This is a genomic window from Alteromonas sp. 1_MG-2023, from assembly GCF_030547075.1.
GTDB lineage: Bacteria > Pseudomonadota > Gammaproteobacteria > Enterobacterales > Alteromonadaceae > Alteromonas.
This window is the reverse complement of sequence record NZ_JAUOQH010000019.1, coordinates 1-22,950: the sequence shown is the minus strand read 5'-3', so window position 1 is coordinate 22,950 and position 22,950 is coordinate 1. Positions and strand designations below refer to the sequence as shown.

Sequence of the window (22,950 nt, the reverse complement as noted above, 5' to 3'; positions counted from 1 at the left end):
AAATTACATCCTTTTACCCAAGTCATCTAAAATTTGCTCACCATCTTCTTTGAAATAAGGGCCTTTAGGCCATGAGGGCAGTAAGTCGAGTACTTTTTCGCTAGGTCGACATAGCGCCACACCTTTTTCTGTGCAAACTATAGGCCTATTTACCAAAACGGGATGCGTTAACATCGCATCTAATAACGTATCGTCTGATACAGACTCATCCAGCAGCCCTAATTCAACGGCAGGTGATTTAGTCGTTCGGAGAGCTTGTCTTGGTGTTAAATTTGCTGCTGCAAATAAAGCTAATAGCTGAGAGCGAGTCCACCCTTCACTCAAATAATCCACAACAATCGGTGAATACCCAGCGTCTTCAATAATTTTTAATACATTGCGTGATGTGCCGCAAGCAGGGTTATGGTGAATAACAATCATGAAATAAATCCTTCTTTCGTTAGTAATAACGAATAATTTAAGTACGCACAACATAACACATATGATATTTCATATTTATTATGTTTATGTGTGTGTCCAATTTGTTTTTTTAGCTGAATTCAGTTCTTGAGTTGACCGCTACTTAAGTGGGTGTCCAGTTTTTGTGCAGCTTTTGTGAATTGCGAAAACTCTTTTTAAGTGACTGTCCTAAACCCGTTTAAGTGATTGTATATTCATTTCTTTGAACTTCATTTGAGTGTGTGTCCAATTTGTTAGTTTAACTTTATATCAATAACTTACTGGCACAGCGCCACTTCACGAGAATCTTAGTTAAGGCCTAACATTTGGTGCATTTCGCCATTATCTGGTGTACTTGTTCACAATGTTTTTTTACCACCGTCCACTTCAATCATAAGACATTGATAATTAAGTTTATTAATATGTGGCACGCGATGTGTAATCGCTATGTGTGAATAAATACTTATTAATCGAAAATTCATAACATAAAACAACACTAAAAAGGCTTAATGATGAAAAAAAAACTTATTGCCAGCACTCTATTTTTTGCAGCAACAACATTGCTTTCAGGCTGCGTAATTCACGTTGGCCACGCAAGCGCTCAAGAAGGTGAAGATATTAGTAGCGTGTTTGGTAGTGTGGATGTAGCAGCACATCGTTCAGTAGGCAACCTTTCATCAGTTAATGGAAATGTATTGCTTGAAGACCATGCGCAGGCCGAAGACATTAGTATTGTAAATGGTGGTTTAAAGATGGGTTCTCACGTAAGCGTTGATGAAATCAACATCGTCAATGGCGACCTTGATGCTGGTTCACATCTGCATGTAGCCAACAGTATTGAAACCGTTAACGGCGATGTAAACCTAAAACAGCAAAGCACCATTCAGGGCAGCGTAGAAACCGTTAATGGTGATATTGATATCATCGACAGTGTAATCGAAAGCGATATTGGAAGCCTGAATGGCGATATTACGCTTAAAGGCCAAACTATGGTTGAAGGTGACATAGTTTATAAGATGCGTGACGAAGACAGTAAGGAGCGAAACAGCACTATGCCTACGCTTACCATTGAGGCTAACGTTACTCTCGGCGGCAACATCATCCTTGAACGTCCGGTTACTTTAGATATAACTAACCCCGCTTTACAAGAAAAAGTGATTGTCAGGTATTCATCTAGCAAGTAAGGTCTGAGCATTATTTCAGATGTAGATTGGCATGAACGAAAAACAGAAAATGTTATCCGGTGAACTTTACTACCCTAGCGATCGAGAGCTAACCGGGTTGCGCAAGGCCTGCAGGGTCAAATTGGATGAGCTTAATGCTACCTGTCAAACAGAGCACAAAGCCCGTACCCGTCAATTAAAGGCGCTTTTCGGCACTACAGGCAAGCGCTTATATATAGAGTCATCTTTTAAGTGTGATTATGGCGAGAACATCCATGTGGGTGAAAACTTCTACGCTAATTTTAATTGCGTAATACTAGATGCGGCTAAGGTAACTATTGGCGACAACTGTATGATTGCGCCGCAAGTAGGCCTTTATACCGCAACACACCCTATCGACCCAGCATCAAGGCAAACCGGCATTGAATTCGCTAAGCCTATCACTATTGGTCATAACTGTTGGATTGGTGGTATGGCAGTGATTAATCCAGGCGTTACCTTAGGCGATAATGTGGTAGTGGCTTCAGGAGCTGTAGTTACAAAGAGTTTCGGCGACAACGTTGTTATTGGCGGTAATCCGGCCAAAATAATTAAACACGTTGAGGTTACAAGTAATGACGGGCTCAGCTGACGCCCTTCATTATTGTACTTAGTAAACATAATAGCCGCCCCTGATACCAGGCATTTATTACCCTACCAATGATACAGGTCTACATTAGGTAATATAAATCGCTCTCTATCCGGCGAACCAACGTGGATAGCGGTAGCCTCTTCTTCTACTACGAATAAATCGCCTATCACTTTGCGTTGATAAAGATGAACTCCCTTTAATACCTCATAGATTTTGTTGGCATAGCCAAACTTATTGTTTTTGTAAGATAGTGGATGGCGGGGTAGCTTATTACTAACCCAAAATTCAGTTTTTATTCCTGATTCTCTTACCAGCAACACCTGATTAGTTTGATAACCTAATATTTCTTTTTGTAGCCCTAAAACTTCAAGCTTTTCAATTGCTAGACCTTCGAACTCCTCAGGTTCTGCGACATCATTTACGCCAAATTTCATGATGCCGCTTTTAAATAAGGTATATTCCTCATTGGTGTCAGCGAAGTACCACGTTTTATCAGCGACGTTTGCATTGTAATTGACCTCCAACTTATCCCCGAACTCATTGAAGCAGTAGGTCTTTTTAACACCAAAATTTTCGGTGTTGTTTTTTATCAAAAATGCAACTTTGCTCTGAGCATCTTCATCAAGTAAATTCACGCCGCTATAAGTTATTTTGTAATCAATACAACCGACAAATGAGTCGGTGGCTGCGTGAGTAGAAGAAGCAATTGAAGGCGTTTGCGATTTATTTGCTGAGGATTGATGTTTGAAATAGGTTTCTTGAGCCAATACAAAATGGCTTACGAGTAGTAGAAGTGTCATCCCTGATAATCTAGATAAAGTCATCGTGTTCCCTCGTGCTTTATTACAAGCAAAGGTATCAAACTATTGATAGTGAGTCTTATTAAATTTTCATTTTACTATCTGAAGAAAATAGCCACTTAAGGTTGTCGGCTCTTTGCGCTTTTTAACGCCAACGCCTATAAAAAAGCTAAAAACAACGACTTCCCCCTACCTTTTACGTCGAGAGAAGTCGTTTTATCGCGCTTTTTAATTGCTCTTAGTATTTAACTGTCACTTAATTCACCTTAGTGGTTAATCCCACTTAGGTGCGAAGTCTGGATCGACTATTCGAACACCATTATCCAATTCATCTATTCGATATAGCTCATCATCGCTTAGTGAAATATCGGTATAAGAGAAGTTTTCTTCAAGGTGCTTTTTGTTAGTCGAAGAAGGAATAGTATTAATGCCCTTCTTATCTAACCAAGATAAAACCACTTGAGCAGGGCTAGTGTTATGCGCATCAGCAATAGCATTCAACGTGTCATCTTTCATCACATCACCGACTGCGAAAGGCATATAAGCGGTTATGCCAATACCGCGCTCTTCACATGCTTTTACGACTTGGCGGTTCTGCATGAACGGATGCAACTCTATCTGGTTAGTATATATCTCGCCTTTACCGAGTATTTCCTCAGCTCGCTTTATCTGATCAATTGTGAAGTTCGAAACCCCAATATGTCGGGTTAAACCAAGCTCTTTAGCCTGCTTTAAGCGCGGTAGGTAATCTTCAAGGGAAATATCATCACCTGGGTAAGGCCAATGAATAAGTAATAAATCAACGTGCTCTACTTTAAGCTTCGATAGGCTTTCGTGGATACTAGGAATGAATTTATCTTCGCTCAGCGACTCATACCATACCTTGGTGGTAATGAACAAATCGGAACGATCAATCCCGCTGGTTTTGATCGCATCGCCAACGAATTCTTCATTCTGATAAATTTGTGCGGTATCTACATGCCTGAAACCAACCGCTAACGCATCGGTTACTGCATTCAGTGCTGCATCATCTTTTAAACGGAATGTTCCCATTCCTAACTGAGGCATCTCTTTCATATCAGTCTCCTTCTTGGTGCACATTTATAAAAAATCATTGATGTGTTGTTCCTACGCACTCAATTAACTGAGAGATCGAATTCATTCAAAAAATGATAAGCCAAGTTAAATATAAGCATAAATTAATATCTAATTTCGCCTAACTGCATCGAAAAACACAAAAAGTACTAGTAAATGAATTTACGAAAAAGTATCCTGCGCGCCACTAAAAACATGTTTTGAAGTACCAATGTTTAATCGTTTTTTTCTACTGGGAATTTTATTTATTCTCGCCAGTAACTTATCTCATTCATCTGAAATTCAACACCTGAGAGTGGGCGTTGAAAATATGAACTACTACCCTGTAATGGACTTTACCACCGCGCAACATCGCGGTTTATTGAGTGATATGATGACGGAGTTTGGCAATAGCCATAATATCTCGTTTGAATTCATTCCCCTTCCCTTGCAACGTTTTAATCATTGGTTTGAAGACAACGCTATTGATTTTCGCATGCCTGACAATCCTAGATGGACGCAAAGCGGTACTGCGGGCCTTGTTTATGGTGAACCGTTAATAACTGTATGTGACACTTCTGTTGTGCTTACCACAAACAGTGACATTCCAATGGATGAAGTTACTCGACTCGGTTTATTGAACGGCTTTACTCCTGCTGAAAAATGGCAAGAAAAGCGTTCTAACGGCACGTTAACTATTGCAAATGAGCGTTCTGTGCGCATCCTCACCCGTATGCTGGTGAATGGATTAGTTGATGCCATAGATTTAAACATTGCGACAGTTAAAAATGAACTGAGATCTTTAGGCTTATCTGAAAAATTAGTGACGGTAGCGAAAAATGTACCAGCAGATGGGGTGCAGTATCGTATTTCAACTCGGCTACAGCATGACGTGCTAAGCAAACTTAATGCGTATGTTAGCCTGAACCGTGATTCAATAAACGCTAAAGCTCAAGAATATGGTATTGCTGCTGGGGCCAGCTGCGATTAGTTATATTAAGTATTCCGCTTCTAGGCTTTCTTTGCTAAACCTAAATAATGCTGCCAAAAAAAACGGGCAATGCCCGTTTTTCTAATCAATTCATTTGAATTACTTAACGCTTAGGCGTTCTCGCTACCCGCTTTTTAACGCCGCCATTTTCTTTACGTACCTTGTGTTTTTTCACAGAGCGACGCATACGGCTTAAACGTGCATGATCTAGTTTGCCTTGGCGTACATCCACCATGGTTTGCGTTTCTTCAGGTAATTGCACAATGTCACGTAGTGAGTTTACATCTTCTAAACCCAGCTCTACCCAAGCCCCCTGTGGCAAACGCTTTTGTAAGTCCATGGGACCGTATTTAACACGGATTAATCGGCTTACCTGCACACCTTGAGATTCCCACAAGCGTCGTACTTCTCGGTTACGCCCTTCTTTAAGCGTAACGTTGAACCAACGGTTCATGCTTTCTTCTTCAGAGCCTGGAGGGGCAACTTTACCCGAGATACTTAAAAACTTAGCTTCACCGTCTTCAAGTTGAACGCCCTTTTTCAAGGTATTTAACGTTTGATGCGTTACGTCACCAAATACACGTACAGCGTATTCGCGCTCTACTTCACACTTAGGGTGCATCAAACGGTTTGCAAGCTCACCATCGTTGGTAAACAACAATAGGCCGCTTGTGTTCATATCTAAACGCCCTACCGCAATCCAGCGACCCATACGAATAGCAGGCAAACGGTCAAACACCGTGTCACGCCCTTCAGGGTCGTGGCGGCTGCATAACTCGCCTTCAGGCTTGTTATACATTAGAACGCGGCATACAGGCTGTTCAGTTTGACGAGACAACAAGTGCCCATCAACACGAATCTGACCACTTTCGTCAACACGGTCGCCCAATGTTGCCAATGTACCATTCACCGAAACGCGGCCTTGTTCAATCCAACGTTCCATTTCTCGTCGCGAGCCTAGCCCTTGATTAGCTAGTACTTTTTGCAACTTTTCAGTCATTTGTATCACTCTTTATTTGCTTGTTTTCGGTCGCACGGTCTGTTACCTCAGACGGTGCCTCATTTAACACCTTAAGCGACGAGGTGGACTCAATACTTTTTGCCATTTCATCGAAGGCATCGGAATTTGGAAGCTCCGACAATGATGAAAGCGAAAAATAATCTAAAAAAGTGTTGGTGGTAGCATATAACGCTGGCCTGCCTGGCACTTCTTTATGCCCCACTACTTTTACCCATTCTCGTTCTGTGAGTGTCTTCATTATACTACTGCTTACCGCTACGCCTCTTACTTGCTCAATTTCTCCACGAGTAATAGGTTGACGATAGGCAATAAGTGCCAAAGTTTCCAGCATAGCGCGGGAATACTTTGGGGCAGTTTCCTGCCATAGCTTGCTCAACCATGGACTTAACGCATCCACAGATTGAAATCGGTAGCCACTGGCTACTTTAACTAATTGTATACCCCTAGGTTGATAATCTAAGGTTAGCTCATTAATAACTGTTTTTAAGGTTCTTTCTGCAACCGTGAAGTCACTTAGCACCGTATCTCTTAATTGCTGAATAGACACCGGAGCATCGGCAACGAAGATGGCGGCTTCAACCAGTTGTTTTAATTGAGCTGTTTTTATTTTTTTCATTATTACTCAACACTGCTGCCTAATTTTACATGAATTCGGGCGTAAGGACCTGCCTGAATACAAAAAATCAGTTGTTCTTTTACCAATTCTAAAATGGCTAGGAAGCACACCACCACACCAGCGCGACCTTCTTCCACCGTGAATAATCCCTCAAGTGGCGTAAATTCATTGGCGTTTATCAAACTAAGAATTAACGACATGCGTTCACGGGTACTTAAGGCTTCACGGGCAATGGTATGGTGTTCAAATGCCGCTGCCCGTTTCATTGCTCCACTAAACGCGAGGACAATTTCCGCTAGGCTTACCTCTGGCTCAATTCGCACAGGAGAAACACTGTCAGCTACCAATACTTGGGTATCAAAAATGTCTCGTTCTAAACGAGGTTGAATATCCAAGTCTTCAGCGGCTTGTTTAACCAGTTCGTATTCTTTTAGCCGCCTAATAAGTTCAGCGCGAGGATCTTCTTCTTCGTCGCTATCGCTACTACGTTTAGGTAACAACAACCGAGATTTTATCTCGGCTAAAATTGCGGCCATTAATAGGTACTCTGCCGCCAACTCTAGTTTTAACGACATCATGGCATCGACATATTCCATGTATTGCTTAGTGATTGTCGCCACCGGCAAGGTAATAATATCGAATTTTTGCTTTCGAATAAGGTACAGCAGAAGGTCGAGCGGCCCTTCAAACGTTTCTAAAATAACTTCTAGTGCATCAGGCGGAATAAATAAGTCTTCAGGCTTTTCTATTAACGCCTCGCCGTGAATAAATGCGAGCGGAAGCGGCTGCTGAATAGGCGATTGCTCACTGCTCATCTGTATTCACTATTCAAATGGGGCAGGATCGCCCGTGCCGCGGCGCATGATGACAGGAGTATCTTCAGATAAATCAATAACGGTAGTAGGCTGCTCGCCCAAATAGCCGCCGTGAATAATAACCCCCACCTGCTTTTCTAAATTATCGCGAATAACGTCAGGATCTGATTCTGCCATGGTATTACCTGGCAAAATAAGCGAGGTAGACATCAGCGGCTCGCCAAGGGTTTCAAGCAGCGCTAACGCAATAGCGTTATCAGGCACACGAATACCAATGGTCTTACGCTTGGGGTTTTGCAAACGCTTAGGCACTTCACGGGTGGCTTTTAGTACAAACGTGTATGACCCTGGCGTGTTATTTTTAATTTGTCTAAATGCCGTATTGTCTACTTTGGCGTAAATAGATAATTCAGACATATCTCGGCACATGAGCGTGAAGTTGTGATCTTTGCCAATCTCTCGAATACGGCATAGTTGCTCTAAGGCTTTTTTGTCTTCCATCTGACAACCAATGGCGTAGCCAGAATCGGTAGGATAAACCACTACCGCCCCTTCGCGTATAAGCTCACAAGCTTGGTTCAACAAACGTTGCTGTGGGTTTTCAGGATGAATATAGAAAAACTGACTCATGATAATGTCCTGTTCATGCCTATTGCTTGGCCTCTTTTTCTATTTAGCAAATGGAACGCTATTAATAGAAAGCGGCTAATGAAAAGTAGCTAATACAACACTGCTAACAACTAGTTGCTGACACTTTGCTAGTTATTACTAGTTACTAACACTAGGTGCAGATTGGTTCACCACGTCTGTAAACCCCTCAACCACAGGCCAATCGTGCCAAATAGGCGTTAAGTTACTGCTAATGCCCAAATTCTTACCTAGCTCTGTCCATCGTGATGGAAAGTGAAAATCAGAGCCTGCCGAGGCCAATAAATTATGGCTGGCAGCGAGTTCATTCACTAGCGCTTGCTTGTCTTTGCTAATACCTGGAAACGCGGTTTCAATTGCATCGCCACCCGCTTGGGCAAATACATCAACTAATCTGCGTAACCATTTTGCGGTCATATCGTAATGAACTGGGTGTGCTAACACAGCTTGTCCACCCGCTCCTTGGATCCACTCAATGGCAGTTTCCACACTAGGCCAATCCGCTTTTACTGCTGCACGCTTGCCTTTGCCTAAATACTTTTTAAAGGCCGCATTCATGGTACCAACACCATAGTTATTCACTAGCACGCGAGCAAAATGCGCGCGAGTGACCTGACCTTCGCCAGCTAACGCCATGGCACGTGGAAGTACACCTTCAAAACCGCACTTACCTAACTTTTCAGCTATTTTTTCTGCTCGCGCTTGGCGGGTTTGTGCTTGGCCTTCTAGTTGCGCTAGAAAGGTTGAGTTGGTTCTATCAACATTTAACCCCACAACATGAATATCGAAACCGTGCCAATTGGTGGAAATTTCAACACCATCGATAATTTTTAACGGGCGTTTTTGTTTCGCTTGCGTGTTATGCGCCGTTTCTAACCCTGCCACTGTGTCGTGGTCAGTAATGGCTAGCACATCAACCTGCATGGTGTGCGCGCGCAATATAAGCTCCTCTGCAGTGAGGTGCCCATCGGAGAATTTGGTATGGCTGTGGAGATCTATTTTCAAAGGCTTTTCAATAATTGGTTGACACAAAGGTGAATTTGTTTTCTTCTATACGTACAAGTATACAGATTTACGCCTTCGATAACTATCGATGTTCGTACAAGATTGAACCAAACACGAGTTTATTCATGCAATTAATGACAATCACAACAGCAACAACTATTGCTTCTTGGTGGTGGCACTCCCTCGATTAACGGGTAGTGTGCGCATTTGTGCGTGAATAAAACACAAAAGGCCCGTATTTACGGGCCTTTTTTTTATCTTTTTGCAGTCGGAGAGTGGCAAAAATGAGTTTAGCGGAACTGGGCACAACCCCAGGCAAAGTGGAAACAATTGAGCAAGTTGGGCATTACATCGACGATCCTCTTGCAGCCTTCGCACATATTTGTGCCAAACGTCCTAATGCCTTGTTGTTAGAGTCGGCAGAAATTGAGTCTAAAGACGATTTACAAAGTTTATTGATGGTTCAAGCCGCTTTGCGTTTAGAGTGCAATGGCAACCGTGTTGAGGTTAAGGCCCTGACGGCAAACGGTGCTTCCGTACTGCCTATTTTTAAAACGCAGTGCCCAGTAGGGGTAAAGTGCGAAAACAGTACCGACACTTCAGTGACCTTAATATGTGAATCCGCGGATGCGCAACTAGACGAAGACAGTCGCTTGAAGTCTGCCAGCGTGATGGATACCTTGCGTATTATCGTGAAAAAAATCACGCCTATTCGTCAACACCCTCACGCGCTGTTTTTAGGCGGTGTATTTGCCTATGATATGTTAGCAGGGTTTGAGTCATTGCCTCATGTAGAAGATGGCGATAATGACTGCCCTGATTTTGTTTTTTACTTGGCTGAGACGCTTATTACGGTAGATCACCAAACTCGTGAAACCCATTTAATTGGCAGCGTGTTTAGTGGCGAAGACGTGGCTCAGCAATATTTTGGAATTTCCCAGCGACTAGAATCACTGCACCAGCAATTGCAGTCTATACCCGAGACACCCACCTTAACCTCTGGCGCTGCTATCGATGGTGAGACGGCAGTGAGCGTAGATAAAAGCGATGAAGAATTCTGCAACAATGTGCTTGAGCTAAAACAGCACATTCTTGCAGGGGATATTTTCCAAGTGGTGCCATCGCGAACGTTCTCGCTGCCTTGCCCATCACCGCTTCTAGCTTATGCGCATTTAAAAGAACAAAACCCCAGCCCTTATATGTTCTATATGCAAGATGAAGCCTTTACTATTTTTGGTGCTTCACCGGAATCAGCACTTAAATACGAAAGTGAAAGCAACCAAGTTGAAATTTACCCCATTGCCGGTACTCGCCCTCGCGGTAAACGCCCAGATGGCAGTATCAATCACGACTTAGACAGTCGTATTGAACTTAACTTGCGTGAAGACAACAAAGAGAAGTCTGAACACATCATGCTGGTCGACTTAGCTCGAAATGATGTGGCGAAAGTAAGCCGCCCTGGAAGCCGCTTCGTAAAAGACTTATTGAAAGTAGATCGCTATTCGCATGTTATGCACCTTGTTTCTCGTGTTGTCGGTCAACTTCGTGATGATTTAGATGCGCTGCACGCTTATCAAGCATGTATGAACATGGGCACATTAGTGGGTGCGCCAAAAGTGAGTGCCGCTACATTGATTCGTGAAATAGAGCAAAAACGTCGTGGCAGTTATGGTGGTGCAGTAGGTTATATAAATGGTCAAGGTGATATGGATACCTGTATTGTTATTCGCTCGGCATTTGTGAAAAACGGCCGCGCATTCATACAAGCCGGTGCCGGTGTAGTTTATGATTCTGTTCCACAAGCTGAAGCCGATGAAACCCGTGCAAAAGCGCAAGCTGTTATTAGCGCGGTTACCGCAGCACTCAAAGCGGAAACGGAGACACAAGCATGAGTATGCCTAAGATCAACAAAACCACCTTATTCTTGCTCGATAACGTCGACTCTTTTACCTATAACTTAGTAGATGAATTACGCGCGCTCGATTTGGAAATAAACGTATACCGCAACACCGTGTGCGCCGATATGTTATTCGAAAAAATGCAAGAACAAGCTACTAAGAGCCCAGTATTGTTAATGCTTTCGCCAGGTCCAGGTGCCCCAAGCGAGGCAGGCTGTATGCCAGCCTTACTTAAAAAAGTTGCAGGCACCTTTCCCGTGCTAGGCATTTGCTTAGGACATCAAGCCATTGTTGAATACTATGGCGGCATTGTGGGCCGCGCCACGCAAGTGATGCACGGCAAAAGCTCTGCTATCGCCCACTCAGAAAAAGATATGTTCACAGACTTACCACAACCATTGCACGTGGCCCGTTATCACTCATTAGCCGCACAAACGCTACCTGATGCTCTTGAGCCTTGTGCATCTTGTGTGAATGATGATGGCACTGAAACTGTAATGGCCGTGTTTAACAAAACTGATAAAATGCTGGGCTTTCAATTCCACCCTGAGTCGATTTTAACGGCCCAAGGTAGTGTGCTGCTGAAGCAAAGCATCGACTATTTAACGCAACAAGGATAAAGCCATGTTTGACGCTACTCCATTACTTGAAAAACTTCTCAAACAAACGGCGCTGTCTCAAACCGAAGCTTACACCTTGTTCAACAGTATTATGCACGGTGAACAAAGCGAAGCCGTTATTGCAGCCGTCCTCACAGCACTAAAAATTAAGCATGAATCACCCGGTGAAATTGCCGGTGCAGCCAGTGCCATGGTCGCGAACGCCAAGCCTTTTCCTGCCCCCACCTACCCGTTTGCCGACATCGTAGGCACAGGTGGTGATGGACACAACACTATCAATATTTCTAGCGCAGCGGGTGTTGTTGCAGCCGCGTGTGGTGTGAAGGTGGCCAAACATGGCAACAGAAGTGTATCGAGTAAATCTGGCTCCGCCGATTTGTTCAAACAGTTCGGGTTGAATTTGGAAATTTCGCCAGAATTGTCGAGAAAATGCTTAGATGAAGCAAATTTCACATTTCTTTTTGCACCGGTTTATCACGCGGGCATGCGTTTCGCGGCCCCCGTCCGTGCTGCTCTGAAGACCAGAACCTTGTTTAACATACTAGGGCCACTAGCCAACCCAGCGGGCCCAACGCATGGTGTGTTCGGCGTTTACTCTCCCGAACTGCTTGAACCTTACGCAAAAACCCTTATGCTTCTTGGCCAACATCGCGCCATGATTGTTCACGGTGACGGCTTAGATGAACTTGCTTTGCATGGGGAATCTATCATTTACGATCTTGAGCACGGTGATATTCGTAAGTTAACCGTGACCGCTGAAGACTTCGGTCTTTCCTCATACCCATTATCGGCCATTGAGGGCGGCGAGCCAGAAGAGAACAAGAAATACATTGAAGCTGCGTTAGCCGGTGAAGGCCAAGAAGCCCATCGTGCTGCCATTGCCATGAACTGCGGTGCACTACTTAAAGTTACCGGTACCGCCGATTCATTTAAAGACGGCACCGAGATGGCCATGCAGGCTATGAAAGACGCAAAACCTTTGGCGGTATTAAACCACGTTGCCAAAATCAGTCAGGAGGTCAGCACTGATGCCTAATGTGCTAGAAAAAATTGTTGCCGATAAACGCATTGAAGTTGATGCCAGAAAAACGGCTTTGCCCCTTGAAAGCTTTAAAGCAGATTTAGTGCCTTCAAACAAAAGCTTGTTTGATGCACTGAACGAACCGAATGCGGGCTTTATTTTTGAATGTAAAAAAGCCTCGCCCTCAAAAGGGCTTATTCGCGAACATTTCGACCTAGACGAAATTTTAACCGCATACACACCCTATGCTGCGGGCATTTCAGTGCTTACCGACGAGAAGTATTTTCAAGGTAAATTTGAATATTTGGCCTACGTTACAGAACGTGTAGCACAGCCTGTATTAAACAAAGATTTCTTTATTGATACTTATCAGGTTTATTTGGCTCGTCATTACAACGCCGATGCCGTGTTGCTAATGTTAAGCGTGCTAGACGATGCGCAGTATCGTGAACTCGCCACCGTGGCCAATAGCTTGTCATTAGATATTCTTACTGAAGTGAGTAACGAAGAAGAAATGCATCGCGCCATTGCCCTTGAAGCAAACATCATTGGCATTAACAACCGTAATCTGCGCGACCTATCCACCGATTTAGCGACCACAGAACACTTGGTGCCCATGCTGGAAAAGGCTACGCACAACTTTGTGGTAATTTCAGAATCTGGCATTTATACCCATGAAGACGTATTACGCTTAAGCCCGCTTTGCCAAGGCTTCTTGGTAGGCAGTGCACTTATGTCGCAAGCCAACTTAAATCGCGCCGTTCGCAGCGTGATTTACGGTTCGGTAAAAGTGTGCGGATTAACCAGTGTTGCACAAGCACAACTTGCTTTTGAAAGTGGCGCCAGTATGGGCGGGCTGATTTTCGCTGAAAAATCACCTCGCTGCGTGACCGAATCTACTGCAAAAGATATCGTAGAAACCGTTGAAGGCGATTACGTAGGCGTGTTTGTAAATCACGACATCGATTATGTTGCCAAGTTAGCTACATCGCTCTCGCTAGCCGCCGTTCAATTACACGGTAGCGAAGATGCAACATATCGAGCAACACTGAAAAACGCGCTGCCAGCAAGTTGTGAAATATGGCAAGCCGAAGGCGTGAAAGGTGCATTGCCTGAGCAACTACCTCAATTATTAGAAGACGAGAATATCGATTATGTACTGCTTGATTGCCAGGTAGGCAATGCTAAAGGCGGTACAGGAGAAAGCTTCGATTGGCGATTGTTAGACAATATAGCCAACAAGCAAAAAATCATTCTAGCCGGTGGAATTAACGCAACTAACATTGCCCAAGGCATTAACGTAGGCTGCGCAACCATCGACGTAAATTCAGGGGTAGAAAGTGCCCCAGGCGAAAAGTCGGCTGAAAAGTTAGCCGAGCTATTTTCAATTTGTCGCCGCTATTAACACTTAGGACAACGCATGAATCAATTAGAGACAAAATTTGGAGAGTTCGGCGGCATGTACGTGCCAGAACTACTTATTCCTGCACTGGACCAACTAGAAAAAGCGTTTCTAGATGCGAAAGATGATCCTAGCTTCAATGAAGAGTTTTTGGGGTTGTTAAAAGATTACGCAGGTCGCCCAACAGCGATGACGCTAACCCGCAACTTGGTGAGCAACCCTAAGGTAAAATTATACCTTAAACGTGAAGACCTACTTCACGGTGGTGCCCACAAAACCAACCAAGTATTGGGTCAGGCGCTATTAACAAAGCGTATGGGTAAAACCGAAGTGATTGCCGAAACCGGCGCTGGCCAGCACGGCGTTGCTACGGCGTTAGCATGCGCACTATTAGGCCTAAAAGCCCGTATTTATATGGGTGCAAAAGATGTTGAGCGTCAAGCGCCTAACGTTTTTCGTATGAAGCTAATGGGTGCAGAGGTTATTCCAGTAAATGCTGGCTCTGGCACACTTAAAGATGCGGTAAACGAAGCCATGCGTGATTGGTCTGCTAATTACGATACAGCACATTACCTGTTAGGTACGGCTGCGGGCCCTCACCCATTCCCAACAATCGTACGTGAATACCACCGCATGATTGGCGAAGAGACCCGTGCACAAATTTTAGAAAAAGAAGGCCGTTTGCCAGATGCGGTTGTGGCTTGTGTAGGTGGTGGTTCAAATGCCATTGGCATGTTTGCTGATTTCATCGACGAACCTTCTGTAAGACTTGTGGGTGTTGAACCTGCAGGTAAAGGGGTGCACACCAAAGAGCACGGCGCAACTATTGTGACCGGGACCAAAGGTATATTGCACGGCGCTTACACCTTCATTATGCAAGACCATGAAGGTCAAATTGAAGAGAGCTATTCAGTTTCTGCCGGATTAGATTACCCTGCAGTTGGCCCTCAACATGCTTATTTAGCGGAAACTGGACGTGCTGAGTACGTTGCTGCGACCGATGAAGAAGCCCTTAACGCGTTTCAATTACTTGCACGCAAAGAAGGCATTATTCCTGCGCTTGAGTCTTCACACGCCCTAGCGCACGCATTGAACATGGCCGACGAAGCAGAAGAAGAAACCATTATTGTGGTGAACTTATCTGGCCGAGGTGATAAAGACTTGGCTCACGTAACCAAAATTTTAGGGGACAAACTGTAATGGAAAGATATGCAGAAATGTTTGCGCGCCTAGACGCAAAAAATGAAGGCGCTTTTGTTCCCTTCGTAATGATAGGCGACCCTGATTTAGCACAATCTGAAGCGGTTATTTGCCAATTAGTTGAAAGTGGTGCCGATGCTTTGGAATTGGGCATTCCTTATTCAGACCCCATTGCCGATGGCCCTACTATTCAAGCTGCTAGCATTCGTGCGCATAAGAGCCAGGTTTCAGTTGCTAACTGCTTTGAGTTACTTACTCGCGTACGTAGTAAATACCCACAAGTACCTATTGGGTTGTTGTTATACAGCAATCTAGTAATGGCACAGTCTATTGATGGTTTTTATAAAAAGGCCAGTGATGCAGGTGTCGATTCTATCTTAATTGCTGATGTACCAATTCGTGAAGCCGCACCATTTCAAAAAGCGGCAGATGCCAATGGCATTTCACAAATTTTGATTGCTCCACCGAATGCGACCGATGAAACCATGGAAAAAATTGGTGAGTACTCGAAAGGCTACACCTACTTGTTAGGTAGAGCTGGGGTAACTGGCGCTGAAACTGCGGTTGAAATTCCTGCTGCTGAGTTGATTGCGCGACTAACGGCGCACAAATGTGCTCCACCATTACTTGGGTTTGGTATTTCTACGCCAGCACAAGTAAAGTCGGCTATTGATGCTGGTGCTGCAGGTGCTATTTCGGGCTCGGCTACAGTGAACTTGATAGCAGCGAACTTAGATAACAACGACGCTATGCTAAGTGCATTGGGTGAGTTTGTTCAGTCTATGAAAGCGGCTACTGCCAAAGGCTAAGGGTTTTAAAAATGCTTTATATGATTTGTGCTACCGATGTAGCAAACAGCTTAGAAAATCGTTTAGCGGCACGTCCTGCGCATCTAGCGCGTTTAAATGCGTTAAAGGATGAAGGTAGATTGGTAATAGCTGGCCCCTTCCCTGCTATCGACAGTCCAGATCCTGGCCCTGCTGGGTTTACTGGTTCGTTGGTGGTTGCAGAGTTTGAATCGCTAGAAGCGGCGCAAGCGTGGGCCGATGCCGACCCGTATATTGAAGCCGGTGTGTACGAAAGCGTAATTGTTAAGCCTTACAAGAAAGTACTGCCGTAACACTTTTTGTAACGCGCCTTAGCTTTTTTGTAACGTGCCTTAGCTATCTTGTGACTTGTCCAATTGTTGGTGCTTTAACAAGCTTATTGTTGCTCTAAAAGATAGAAAGCGATAATCAGACACCGAACTCTCTGATATCGCCTCAATAAAAAAGCCTGAAAGAAATGCTAACGCATCCCTTACAGGCTTTTTTGTGTGCGGTACTATATATAGTATTAAAGCTTCCTTACCATCAAAACTTCCCTAAATTGGACACACACTTAAATGTATTTCCAAACCACCTTCCTAAATCGGACACACACTCGAATATGAACATTTATTAACTTGTATCAACTCAGGACAGTCACTTTAATCACCAATTTTGGACAGTCACTCTAATTACGTTTCCGGCTGGCTAAACATTAGTAAATGTTTAACCTCGGCCGGAACGTAAACGTTGGACACACACTCGTTCCGCACGAACAAGTTACAAAATAACTTTGTCGTGTTCGCCCATTTCGTCAGGCGAAATTGTTTTTCCAGTCATTAATTTAAACATTCCTTTTAATGACGGGTCAGCTTCCCAGATTTCAGCTTCAGCCAAACTAAACCGTAGCATAAGCAGATTAGGATCTTCTTTACCTTTTTCATACCAAGCTTCCACACCGTTCGACCAATACTTATCGATAATTTCTTGGCGAGTTTCTGGGACTAACGTACCTCGAATGCATGCGAACACATCATGGCCTTTAGAAGAAAACTGCACCATAGCCTCGCCACCTTCGGCAACCCTGTTGTCCTTAGTGGTGTAAAACCAGAATTCACTGTTGGCATGTTTATCTAGCTGGGCACGCATTGGTTCTGAATGCTCATTTTTACCAGTAAGGCTAACCATTACATTAGGGCTACTAGACATAGCTTCCCACATTGTCGTTTTGATATCGTGCGACATATTCCCTCCGTTGCATACTATTTAAATAAACTTAACTTATTACAATTCATACTACGTGCCAGAAGGTATTCAAATCGCTACAGCCACCGACGTAAAAGCGCTATGCGGGTTTACCATTGTTTGAAATAAATCATTCCTCTCACCTTACACCTATAAGCTATTCACCCACTTCAGTAAGTTTTTCACACCTATACAGCTTCTCATTACATGCTGAACGTACTAATTACTATAACGTTTGGACAAATAAAGTCGGACCAAAACTGTGGGGCTACTGAGTTGGACACACACTTCAATTCGCTATTTCCTTACTATCTTCTCCTCGAATAAGTCCGTCAGAATAAATTTTGGACAGTCACTCGAAACTGTTAATTCGTATAGTGTTAAATATATAGAACTTGGGTGTGTGTCCAATAAATTATCTTCTCTTACTAAACGAAACTTAAGTGTCTGTCCTACATTTATCCTTACACCATTCTTACTATCACTTTATGTACACACTCTATTTCACGAGGTAGACTTACCGCAGACATTCAGCAATGGTTCAGCTTAAATCTATATACTAGATTCCTGTTGGGCTTTGCCTGCTTTTTTGGTGAGGAAATATGATCAAAACGCTTCACGCTGTGGTTTTAATATTGACGCTGCTTATATGCGGCGGCAGTAATGCCTATGCACAACAAGAAAAAAGTGGGGAGCTAAGCAAAAGCCAAGCCGTCGAACGAGCTCGTCAAGCCGAGTCTGGACGTGTACTTCGTGTAAGCCAAACCAATCAGAAATACCGCGTTAAGGTACTGAAGGAATCCGGCCGTGTCGTGTCTGTTGACGTCGATAAGCGTTCTGGAAATGTGAAGTCATCTAAGAATCGCTCAAAGGATTAATAATGCGAATACTCATTGCTGAAGATGATAGCCGTCTACTTACTCAACTCGATAGCTTATTACAGCAACACGGTTACAGTGTTGATTTAGCCGACAATGGTGAGCAAGCGTTATATCAACTTAATGAATTCACTTACGATTTAGCCATTATCGATATTGGCTTACCTAAAATGGATGGCTTTGAAGTTATACGAAAAGCAAGGCAAGAAGATATTCGCTGCCCAGTGCTTATCTTAACGGCTCGGGACCGTTGGCAAGAGAAGGTTGAAGGGTTAGATGCAGGTGCAGATGATTATTTGACCAAACCATTCCACAATGAAGAGTTATTGGCAAGGGTGAAAGCCTTGATTCGCCGTGCATCAGGTCAAGCAAACCCTGTTATTCAGTTTGGTCCGATATCACTCGATACCGTCGCTGAAGAAATTACAGTCAATGATGCTCCGCTTGAACTAACTGCGTATGAATACAAGGTAATGGAATACTTGATGCTGAACCCGCAAAAAGTGGTCTCTAAAACCGAACTGACCGAGCATATTTATGACCAAGACTTTGACCTTGATAGTAACGTAATTGAAGTTTTTGTAGGCCGATTGCGTAAAAAGCTAGATCCAGACAATAACTTCAAACCCATCGAAACGCTTCGTGGTCGTGGGTATCGGATAAACCGTAATTTATGAAGCATAATCTATGAAGTATATCCTATGAAGCAACTGTCGCTGAGAATACGGAGCATTCTGTTAGCGATGGGCGTGCTTGCTCTATTTGCCCCCCTCACCGTGATTATTTTAGATAACGCCTATACCACAAGCTTAACCCAAGCCAAGATGAGCGAACTTCGCCTGATGAACCTTGGATTACTCTCGGCGTTTGAGCTAGACGGCGATATTCCCTTCATGCCTGAAATTTTATATGAAGAACAACTTAACTTACCCGGTTCTGGTTACTTGGGCGTGATTGTTTTTCGGGGGCACGTAATATGGCAATCGGCTTCTGCACTGGATTACACATTACCCGCTCCCAACTTAAATGTGAATGTGGGCAATGAGCTTTTTGTAGAGTCTTACACCGCAAACTTCGACAGCAACACCGATTATTTTGCTTATGCATTTACGGCTGAATTTGCCTCGGAGAATAACTTCGAGCCGGTTCGCTTCTACATCTTCAATAACAAACATCAGTTTAATGAGGAACGGAAAACGTTTATGACGGTGGTGTGGCGATGGCTGCTTATTTTGTCTGGTGGTTTGCTCGTATTAATTATTGTGGGGATCAGTCTTGTACTAATGCCAGTGCGAAAGCTGATAAGCGAAATATCGCTAACATCTACGGGTAAAAAACAACAACTTGATTCACATTATCCCGTTGAATTTAATCCGCTAAAGCAGTCAATTAATGAGCTTATTCAGTCTGAATCCCAACAGCGCGCCCGTTATAAAAATAGTCTTGGCGACTTAGCGCATAGTTTGAAAACCCCGTTGGCAGTAACTATGGGAGTGGATAAACTCCCCTCACAAGCCGTTGAGTCTCTCAATCAAATTGATCAGATAATTCAACGTCAATTAAAGCGTGCTAGCGCAGGAAAAGTAGGTTGGCAAGCGGCTATTACACTTTTACCCATTACACAAAAAGTGGCTAATGCCATGGATAAAGTTTATCAACATAAGCAATTATCCATAACGATAGAGGGTAATGAAGACATCGCAATAAAAGCCGATGAAACTGATATTATGGAGATGATGGGCAACCTTTTAGATAACGCTTGTAAGGCAGCTGAAACTAAAGTATCAGTTTTGCTCACAAGCGAAGGCAATTGGGCTGTCGTGTGTGTAGATGATGACGGCCCTGGCGTGCCTACAGATAAGAAGCAGGCACTATTAGAACGAGGCACCCGCTTAGACACTTACGCTGATGGCCAAGGCATTGGCATGGCCTTGGTAAGCGATCTAATTGCAATATATCAAGGTAAATTACTCATCGAGCGCGCCCCTATCGGTGGCGCTCGATTTATCGTTAAATTTCCTATTTAAGCCTTTGCCTTTTTCTCGCCCGCACTTGAGAGCAGTACAGCCAACCACTGGCTTTCTTCTCTAGACTCTAATGCAATTTTTACTACCATGGTAAGCGGTACAGACAGCAACATACCCACGGTACCCAATAGCCAGCCCCAGAAAATCAAAGAAAGGAACACCACCAAAGTAGACAACCCCATCCCCTTACCCATTAGCCTTGGCTCTACCATGTTACCCATAATCGTATTCACCAGAACAAAACCTAATGCCGCCATGCCTGCTGAGGCTAAGCCATATTGCACAAAGGCAATAAGCACCGCTGGAAGCGCTGCGATGATAGAACCAATATTGGGAATGAAATTCAGCATGAATGCCAATACTGCCCAAAGCAAGAAATGATCAACACCCATAACATACAGCCATGTACCAATGATTAATCCCGTACCTAAGCTAACCACAGTCTTTATCGCTAAATAGCTGTTTACAGAACGGATGAAACGATCAATATGTTGTAGTTTCATGTCAGGATCTGAGAACGCAATATGCAAACGTTTTGGGATGCTATCAGCTTCAAACAACATGAAAATAACGGTAAGCAAAATAAGGAATAAGTTCGACAACACCCCCCCCATACCGCTTATAAAGTTAGTTGCCACTGACATAGCTGTAGCTGGGTCTAAGTGTGTTGCGATCAATTCTTGGTTAACATGAATGTTGTATTGAGCAAGCTTTTCGATAATCCAAGAGAACTCCGTATCGAGCTGCGCCCTATATTGTGGAAGATTTTCTCTAAATTCCGTCATAGACTGTCCTACAAGGCCAGCTAGAAGAAAACCAAAAACTAGTATTAGTACTATTACAAAAGCGATAGAAAGCCACTTAGGTACACCATAACGGCTTGTCCAGTGAATAATTGGGCTACATGCTATAGCAATAAATACTGATAAGAAAAAAGGTACCATTATTGTACTGGCGGACTTTATCCCCGCTAAAACAATAACTAAGCAAGCGAAAAGTATAAGTGCTTTCGCTATGGGTGAGCGCAATTCCATGGACATTTTTGTGCTTTATTCCTAATAAAAAACACAAACACTTTACAGTGACTTATACATAACTACAAACACGAGAATACAATGACCTTCAACTTAGCCACAATTAAAATTAAAAATCTGAGATTGAGAACCTATATTGGTATTAACGATGATGAAATCATCAATAAACAAGACGTTATCGTCAACGTGAAGATTGACTACGATGCACAGAGAGCGACAGACAGTGACAACATGGAAGACGCACTAAACTATAAGGTAATTACCAAAGCCATTATTAAATTAGTGGAAGACAACCGCTTTTCTTTGCTCGAAAAGCTCACCGCCGACGTATTGAGTTTAGCAGCTGAACATTCATCAGTTCGTTATGCCGAAGTCGAAGTTGATAAACCCCATGCACTGCGCTTTTCAGACTCGGTATCGCTAACGCTTTCTTGTAATAAAACGGGTTAAGTGTTGTTCAGTACCTTTTATAAGTACTTTATAAACAATTTTTGTTAACACTCTTATAGGCAGTTTGTATGAAAATTCTAATGTCGGGCGGCACAGGCCTAGTCGGTAGCGCGTTTATCGAGAAATACGAAAAAGAGCATCAATTCACTGTCATCACTAGGTCCCCTGATAAAGCCAGACAGCAGTTCGATGAAGGTGTAGCTTTTATTTCTGACGTTAGTGAAATTAATGATATTGGAATTTTTGATGCAATTATTAATTTGGCTGGTGAGCCCATCGCCGACAAACGTTGGACAGACACTCAAAAGCAGAGAATTTGTGATAGTCGCTGGGGAATTACCTCAAAGCTTGTTGCTAAAATAAATAGCGCAGGTGCTCCTCCACCTGTATTTCTATCTGGCTCGGCCATCGGCTTTTATGGCAATAAAGGTAGTATTGATGTTACCGAGCAAACACCTCCTCACGAAGAGTTCACCCACAACCTTTGTGCCAAATGGGAAGCTATTGCAACTTCAATCACTCACAATGACGTCCGCGTATGCACTTTAAGAACAGGTGTTGTGTTGGCAAGTAACGGCGGTGCGCTAGACAAAATGGCAATGCCATTCAAACTAGGTTTGGGCGGTAAAATTGGTACTGGCGACCAGTATCTATCTTGGATCCACATTGACGACATGATATCAGCCATTGCCTACCTACTTGAGAATAACAGTTGTCATGGCCCCTACAATTTAACTGCACCTTCGCCTGCAACTAATGAAGTGTTTTCGAATACATTAGCCACAACCCTTTCAAGACCTTGCTTGTTTACCGTACCAGGATTTGTACTAAAAATTGCTATGGGTGAATCATCAGACATGATACTTAAAGGGCAAAAGGTACTACCTGAAAAACTCATTACGTCAGGTTTCACGTTTACTTACCCCACTTTGCAAGGGGCATTGGATGCAATTTATAAGCACTAACGCTCAATGAAAATTCGGTTGGACACACACTCGAGCTAATAACGAACAGCTAGGACAGACACTCATAGTGAACTTGAATTTACCCAATGTGGATTAAATCAGGATTGGACACACACTTGAATTCAAGTGTGTGTCCAACATTTTAATGGATTGGCTTAAAAATTTTTAGCCATTAGAAATACACAACTTAAGTGACTGTCCA

General features: G+C 43.4%; 25 protein-coding genes. 15 read left to right on the top strand and 10 right to left on the bottom strand.

Going from position 1 to position 22,950, the window contains the following annotated elements; translation table 11 throughout:
• Positions 1 to 3: 3 nt before the first annotated feature.
• Positions 4 to 420 (bottom strand): arsenate reductase (glutaredoxin), encoded by a 417-nt coding sequence (gene arsC / locus Q4561_RS16900; RefSeq protein ID WP_303462252.1) that lies wholly within the window; start codon positions 418 to 420, stop codon positions 4 to 6.
• Positions 421 to 950: 530 nt separating this feature from the next.
• On the opposite strand from arsC, the gene Q4561_RS16895 reads away from it, so the two are divergent.
• Together Q4561_RS16895 and Q4561_RS16890 are read left to right on the top strand one after the other, a co-directional pair.
• A complete protein-coding gene (locus tag Q4561_RS16895) occupies positions 951 to 1,622 on the top strand; it encodes a hypothetical protein (RefSeq protein ID WP_303462251.1) in 672 nt (223 codons plus the stop codon).
• Positions 1,623 to 1,653: 31 nt separating this feature from the next.
• Positions 1,654 to 2,232, top strand: coding sequence for a sugar O-acetyltransferase (locus Q4561_RS16890; RefSeq protein WP_303462248.1), 579 nt, complete (start codon positions 1,654 to 1,656; stop codon positions 2,230 to 2,232).
• A 62-nt stretch (positions 2,233 to 2,294) separates the two neighbouring features.
• On the opposite strand, the gene Q4561_RS16885 is transcribed toward Q4561_RS16890, so the two are convergent.
• Together Q4561_RS16885 and dkgB are read right to left on the bottom strand one after the other, a co-directional pair.
• The gene (locus Q4561_RS16885) at positions 2,295 to 2,999 is read right to left on the bottom strand and encodes a hypothetical protein (RefSeq protein WP_303462247.1); all 705 of its coding nucleotides are present in this window, start codon (positions 2,997 to 2,999) and stop codon (positions 2,295 to 2,297) included.
• A 306-nt stretch (positions 3,000 to 3,305) separates the two neighbouring features.
• Positions 3,306 to 4,109: a 2,5-didehydrogluconate reductase DkgB gene (gene dkgB / locus Q4561_RS16880; protein ID WP_303462246.1), complete on the bottom strand. Its 804-nt coding sequence runs from the start codon at positions 4,107 to 4,109 to the stop codon at positions 3,306 to 3,308.
• A 229-nt stretch (positions 4,110 to 4,338) separates the two neighbouring features.
• Here dkgB and Q4561_RS16875 point away from each other — a divergent pair, with 229 nt between their 5' ends.
• Positions 4,339 to 5,097, top strand: a complete 759-nt coding sequence (locus Q4561_RS16875; RefSeq protein WP_303462244.1) for a hypothetical protein — start codon at positions 4,339 to 4,341, stop codon at positions 5,095 to 5,097.
• 103 nt (positions 5,098 to 5,200) lie between these two features.
• On the opposite strand, the gene rluB is transcribed toward Q4561_RS16875, so the two are convergent.
• The 5 genes from rluB to Q4561_RS16850 all read right to left on the bottom strand — a co-directional run bounded on the left by rluB (position 5,201) and on the right by Q4561_RS16850 (position 9,202).
• On the bottom strand, positions 5,201 to 6,097 hold the full coding sequence (gene rluB, locus Q4561_RS16870) for a 23S rRNA pseudouridine(2605) synthase RluB (protein WP_057792782.1): 897 nt from the start codon (positions 6,095 to 6,097) through the stop codon (positions 5,201 to 5,203).
• The gene (gene scpB / locus Q4561_RS16865) at positions 6,090 to 6,734 is read right to left on the bottom strand and encodes an SMC-Scp complex subunit ScpB (RefSeq protein WP_303462242.1); all 645 of its coding nucleotides are present in this window, start codon (positions 6,732 to 6,734) and stop codon (positions 6,090 to 6,092) included. The genes rluB and scpB overlap by 8 nt, the downstream gene beginning before the upstream one ends.
• A gap of 2 nt (positions 6,735 to 6,736) precedes the next feature.
• The gene (locus tag Q4561_RS16860) at positions 6,737 to 7,549 is read right to left on the bottom strand and encodes a ScpA family protein (RefSeq protein ID WP_303462240.1); all 813 of its coding nucleotides are present in this window, start codon (positions 7,547 to 7,549) and stop codon (positions 6,737 to 6,739) included.
• 9 nt (positions 7,550 to 7,558) lie between these two features.
• Positions 7,559 to 8,179 carry an L-threonylcarbamoyladenylate synthase gene (locus tag Q4561_RS16855; protein WP_062086778.1) on the bottom strand — a complete coding sequence of 207 codons (621 nt, stop codon included), beginning with the start codon at positions 8,177 to 8,179 and terminating at the stop codon, positions 7,559 to 7,561.
• Between the two features lie 138 nt (positions 8,180 to 8,317).
• Positions 8,318 to 9,202 (bottom strand): PHP domain-containing protein, encoded by an 885-nt coding sequence (locus tag Q4561_RS16850; RefSeq protein WP_303462237.1) that lies wholly within the window; start codon positions 9,200 to 9,202, stop codon positions 8,318 to 8,320.
• A gap of 284 nt (positions 9,203 to 9,486) precedes the next feature.
• On the opposite strand from Q4561_RS16850, the gene Q4561_RS16845 reads away from it, so the two are divergent.
• From Q4561_RS16845 to Q4561_RS16815, 7 genes are read left to right on the top strand one after another with little or no spacing between them, the layout of a single operon-like run.
• Positions 9,487 to 11,094: an anthranilate synthase component 1 gene (locus tag Q4561_RS16845; protein WP_303462236.1), complete on the top strand. Its 1,608-nt coding sequence runs from the start codon at positions 9,487 to 9,489 to the stop codon at positions 11,092 to 11,094.
• Positions 11,091 to 11,720 (top strand): aminodeoxychorismate/anthranilate synthase component II, encoded by a 630-nt coding sequence (locus Q4561_RS16840; protein WP_303462235.1) that lies wholly within the window; start codon positions 11,091 to 11,093, stop codon positions 11,718 to 11,720. Before Q4561_RS16845 ends, Q4561_RS16840 begins: the two co-directional genes overlap by 4 nt.
• A 4-nt stretch (positions 11,721 to 11,724) precedes the next feature.
• Positions 11,725 to 12,756 carry an anthranilate phosphoribosyltransferase gene (gene trpD / locus Q4561_RS16835; RefSeq protein WP_303462233.1) on the top strand — a complete coding sequence of 344 codons (1,032 nt, stop codon included), beginning with the start codon at positions 11,725 to 11,727 and terminating at the stop codon, positions 12,754 to 12,756.
• On the top strand, positions 12,749 to 14,146 hold the full coding sequence (gene trpCF / locus Q4561_RS16830; RefSeq protein ID WP_303462231.1) for a bifunctional indole-3-glycerol-phosphate synthase TrpC/phosphoribosylanthranilate isomerase TrpF: 1,398 nt from the start codon (positions 12,749 to 12,751) through the stop codon (positions 14,144 to 14,146). Before trpD ends, trpCF begins: the two co-directional genes overlap by 8 nt.
• Positions 14,147 to 14,161: 15 nt before the next feature.
• Positions 14,162 to 15,343: a tryptophan synthase subunit beta gene (gene trpB, locus Q4561_RS16825; protein ID WP_303462229.1), complete on the top strand. Its 1,182-nt coding sequence runs from the start codon at positions 14,162 to 14,164 to the stop codon at positions 15,341 to 15,343.
• Positions 15,343 to 16,152, top strand: coding sequence for a tryptophan synthase subunit alpha (gene trpA / locus Q4561_RS16820; RefSeq protein ID WP_303462227.1), 810 nt, complete (start codon positions 15,343 to 15,345; stop codon positions 16,150 to 16,152). Before trpB ends, trpA begins: the two co-directional genes overlap by 1 nt.
• 11 nt (positions 16,153 to 16,163) lie before the next feature.
• Positions 16,164 to 16,463 (top strand): YciI family protein, encoded by a 300-nt coding sequence (locus Q4561_RS16815; RefSeq protein ID WP_013784787.1) that lies wholly within the window; start codon positions 16,164 to 16,166, stop codon positions 16,461 to 16,463.
• Between the two features lie 466 nt (positions 16,464 to 16,929).
• Here Q4561_RS16815 and Q4561_RS16810 read toward each other — a convergent pair whose 3' ends face one another.
• Complete coding sequence (locus Q4561_RS16810) at positions 16,930 to 17,394, bottom strand: pyridoxamine 5'-phosphate oxidase family protein (RefSeq protein WP_303462226.1); 465 nt, start codon at positions 17,392 to 17,394, stop codon at positions 16,930 to 16,932.
• Positions 17,395 to 17,996: 602 nt separating this feature from the next.
• On the opposite strand from Q4561_RS16810, the gene Q4561_RS16805 reads away from it, so the two are divergent.
• The 3 genes from Q4561_RS16805 to Q4561_RS16795 are packed head-to-tail and all read left to right on the top strand — an operon-like array spanning position 17,997 to position 20,299.
• Complete coding sequence (locus Q4561_RS16805) at positions 17,997 to 18,272, top strand: PepSY domain-containing protein (protein ID WP_303462225.1); 276 nt, start codon at positions 17,997 to 17,999, stop codon at positions 18,270 to 18,272.
• A gap of 2 nt (positions 18,273 to 18,274) precedes the next feature.
• Entirely contained in the window at positions 18,275 to 18,949 is a 675-nt protein-coding gene (locus Q4561_RS16800) for a response regulator transcription factor (RefSeq protein WP_303462224.1), read from the top strand.
• A 24-nt stretch (positions 18,950 to 18,973) separates the two neighbouring features.
• Positions 18,974 to 20,299: an ATP-binding protein gene (locus Q4561_RS16795; protein ID WP_303462222.1), complete on the top strand. Its 1,326-nt coding sequence runs from the start codon at positions 18,974 to 18,976 to the stop codon at positions 20,297 to 20,299.
• Here Q4561_RS16795 and Q4561_RS16790 read toward each other — a convergent pair.
• On the bottom strand, positions 20,296 to 21,339 hold the full coding sequence (locus Q4561_RS16790; protein ID WP_303462221.1) for an AI-2E family transporter: 1,044 nt from the start codon (positions 21,337 to 21,339) through the stop codon (positions 20,296 to 20,298). The genes Q4561_RS16795 and Q4561_RS16790 overlap by 4 nt on opposite strands.
• Before the next feature lie 75 nt (positions 21,340 to 21,414).
• Between Q4561_RS16790 and folX the strand changes: the two genes are divergently transcribed.
• Positions 21,415 to 21,783 carry a dihydroneopterin triphosphate 2'-epimerase gene (gene folX, locus Q4561_RS16785; RefSeq protein WP_303462220.1) on the top strand — a complete coding sequence of 123 codons (369 nt, stop codon included), beginning with the start codon at positions 21,415 to 21,417 and terminating at the stop codon, positions 21,781 to 21,783.
• Between the two features lie 68 nt (positions 21,784 to 21,851).
• Positions 21,852 to 22,748 (top strand): TIGR01777 family oxidoreductase, encoded by an 897-nt coding sequence (locus Q4561_RS16780; protein ID WP_303462218.1) that lies wholly within the window; start codon positions 21,852 to 21,854, stop codon positions 22,746 to 22,748.
• The last annotated feature ends 202 nt before the right edge of the window (positions 22,749 to 22,950 follow it).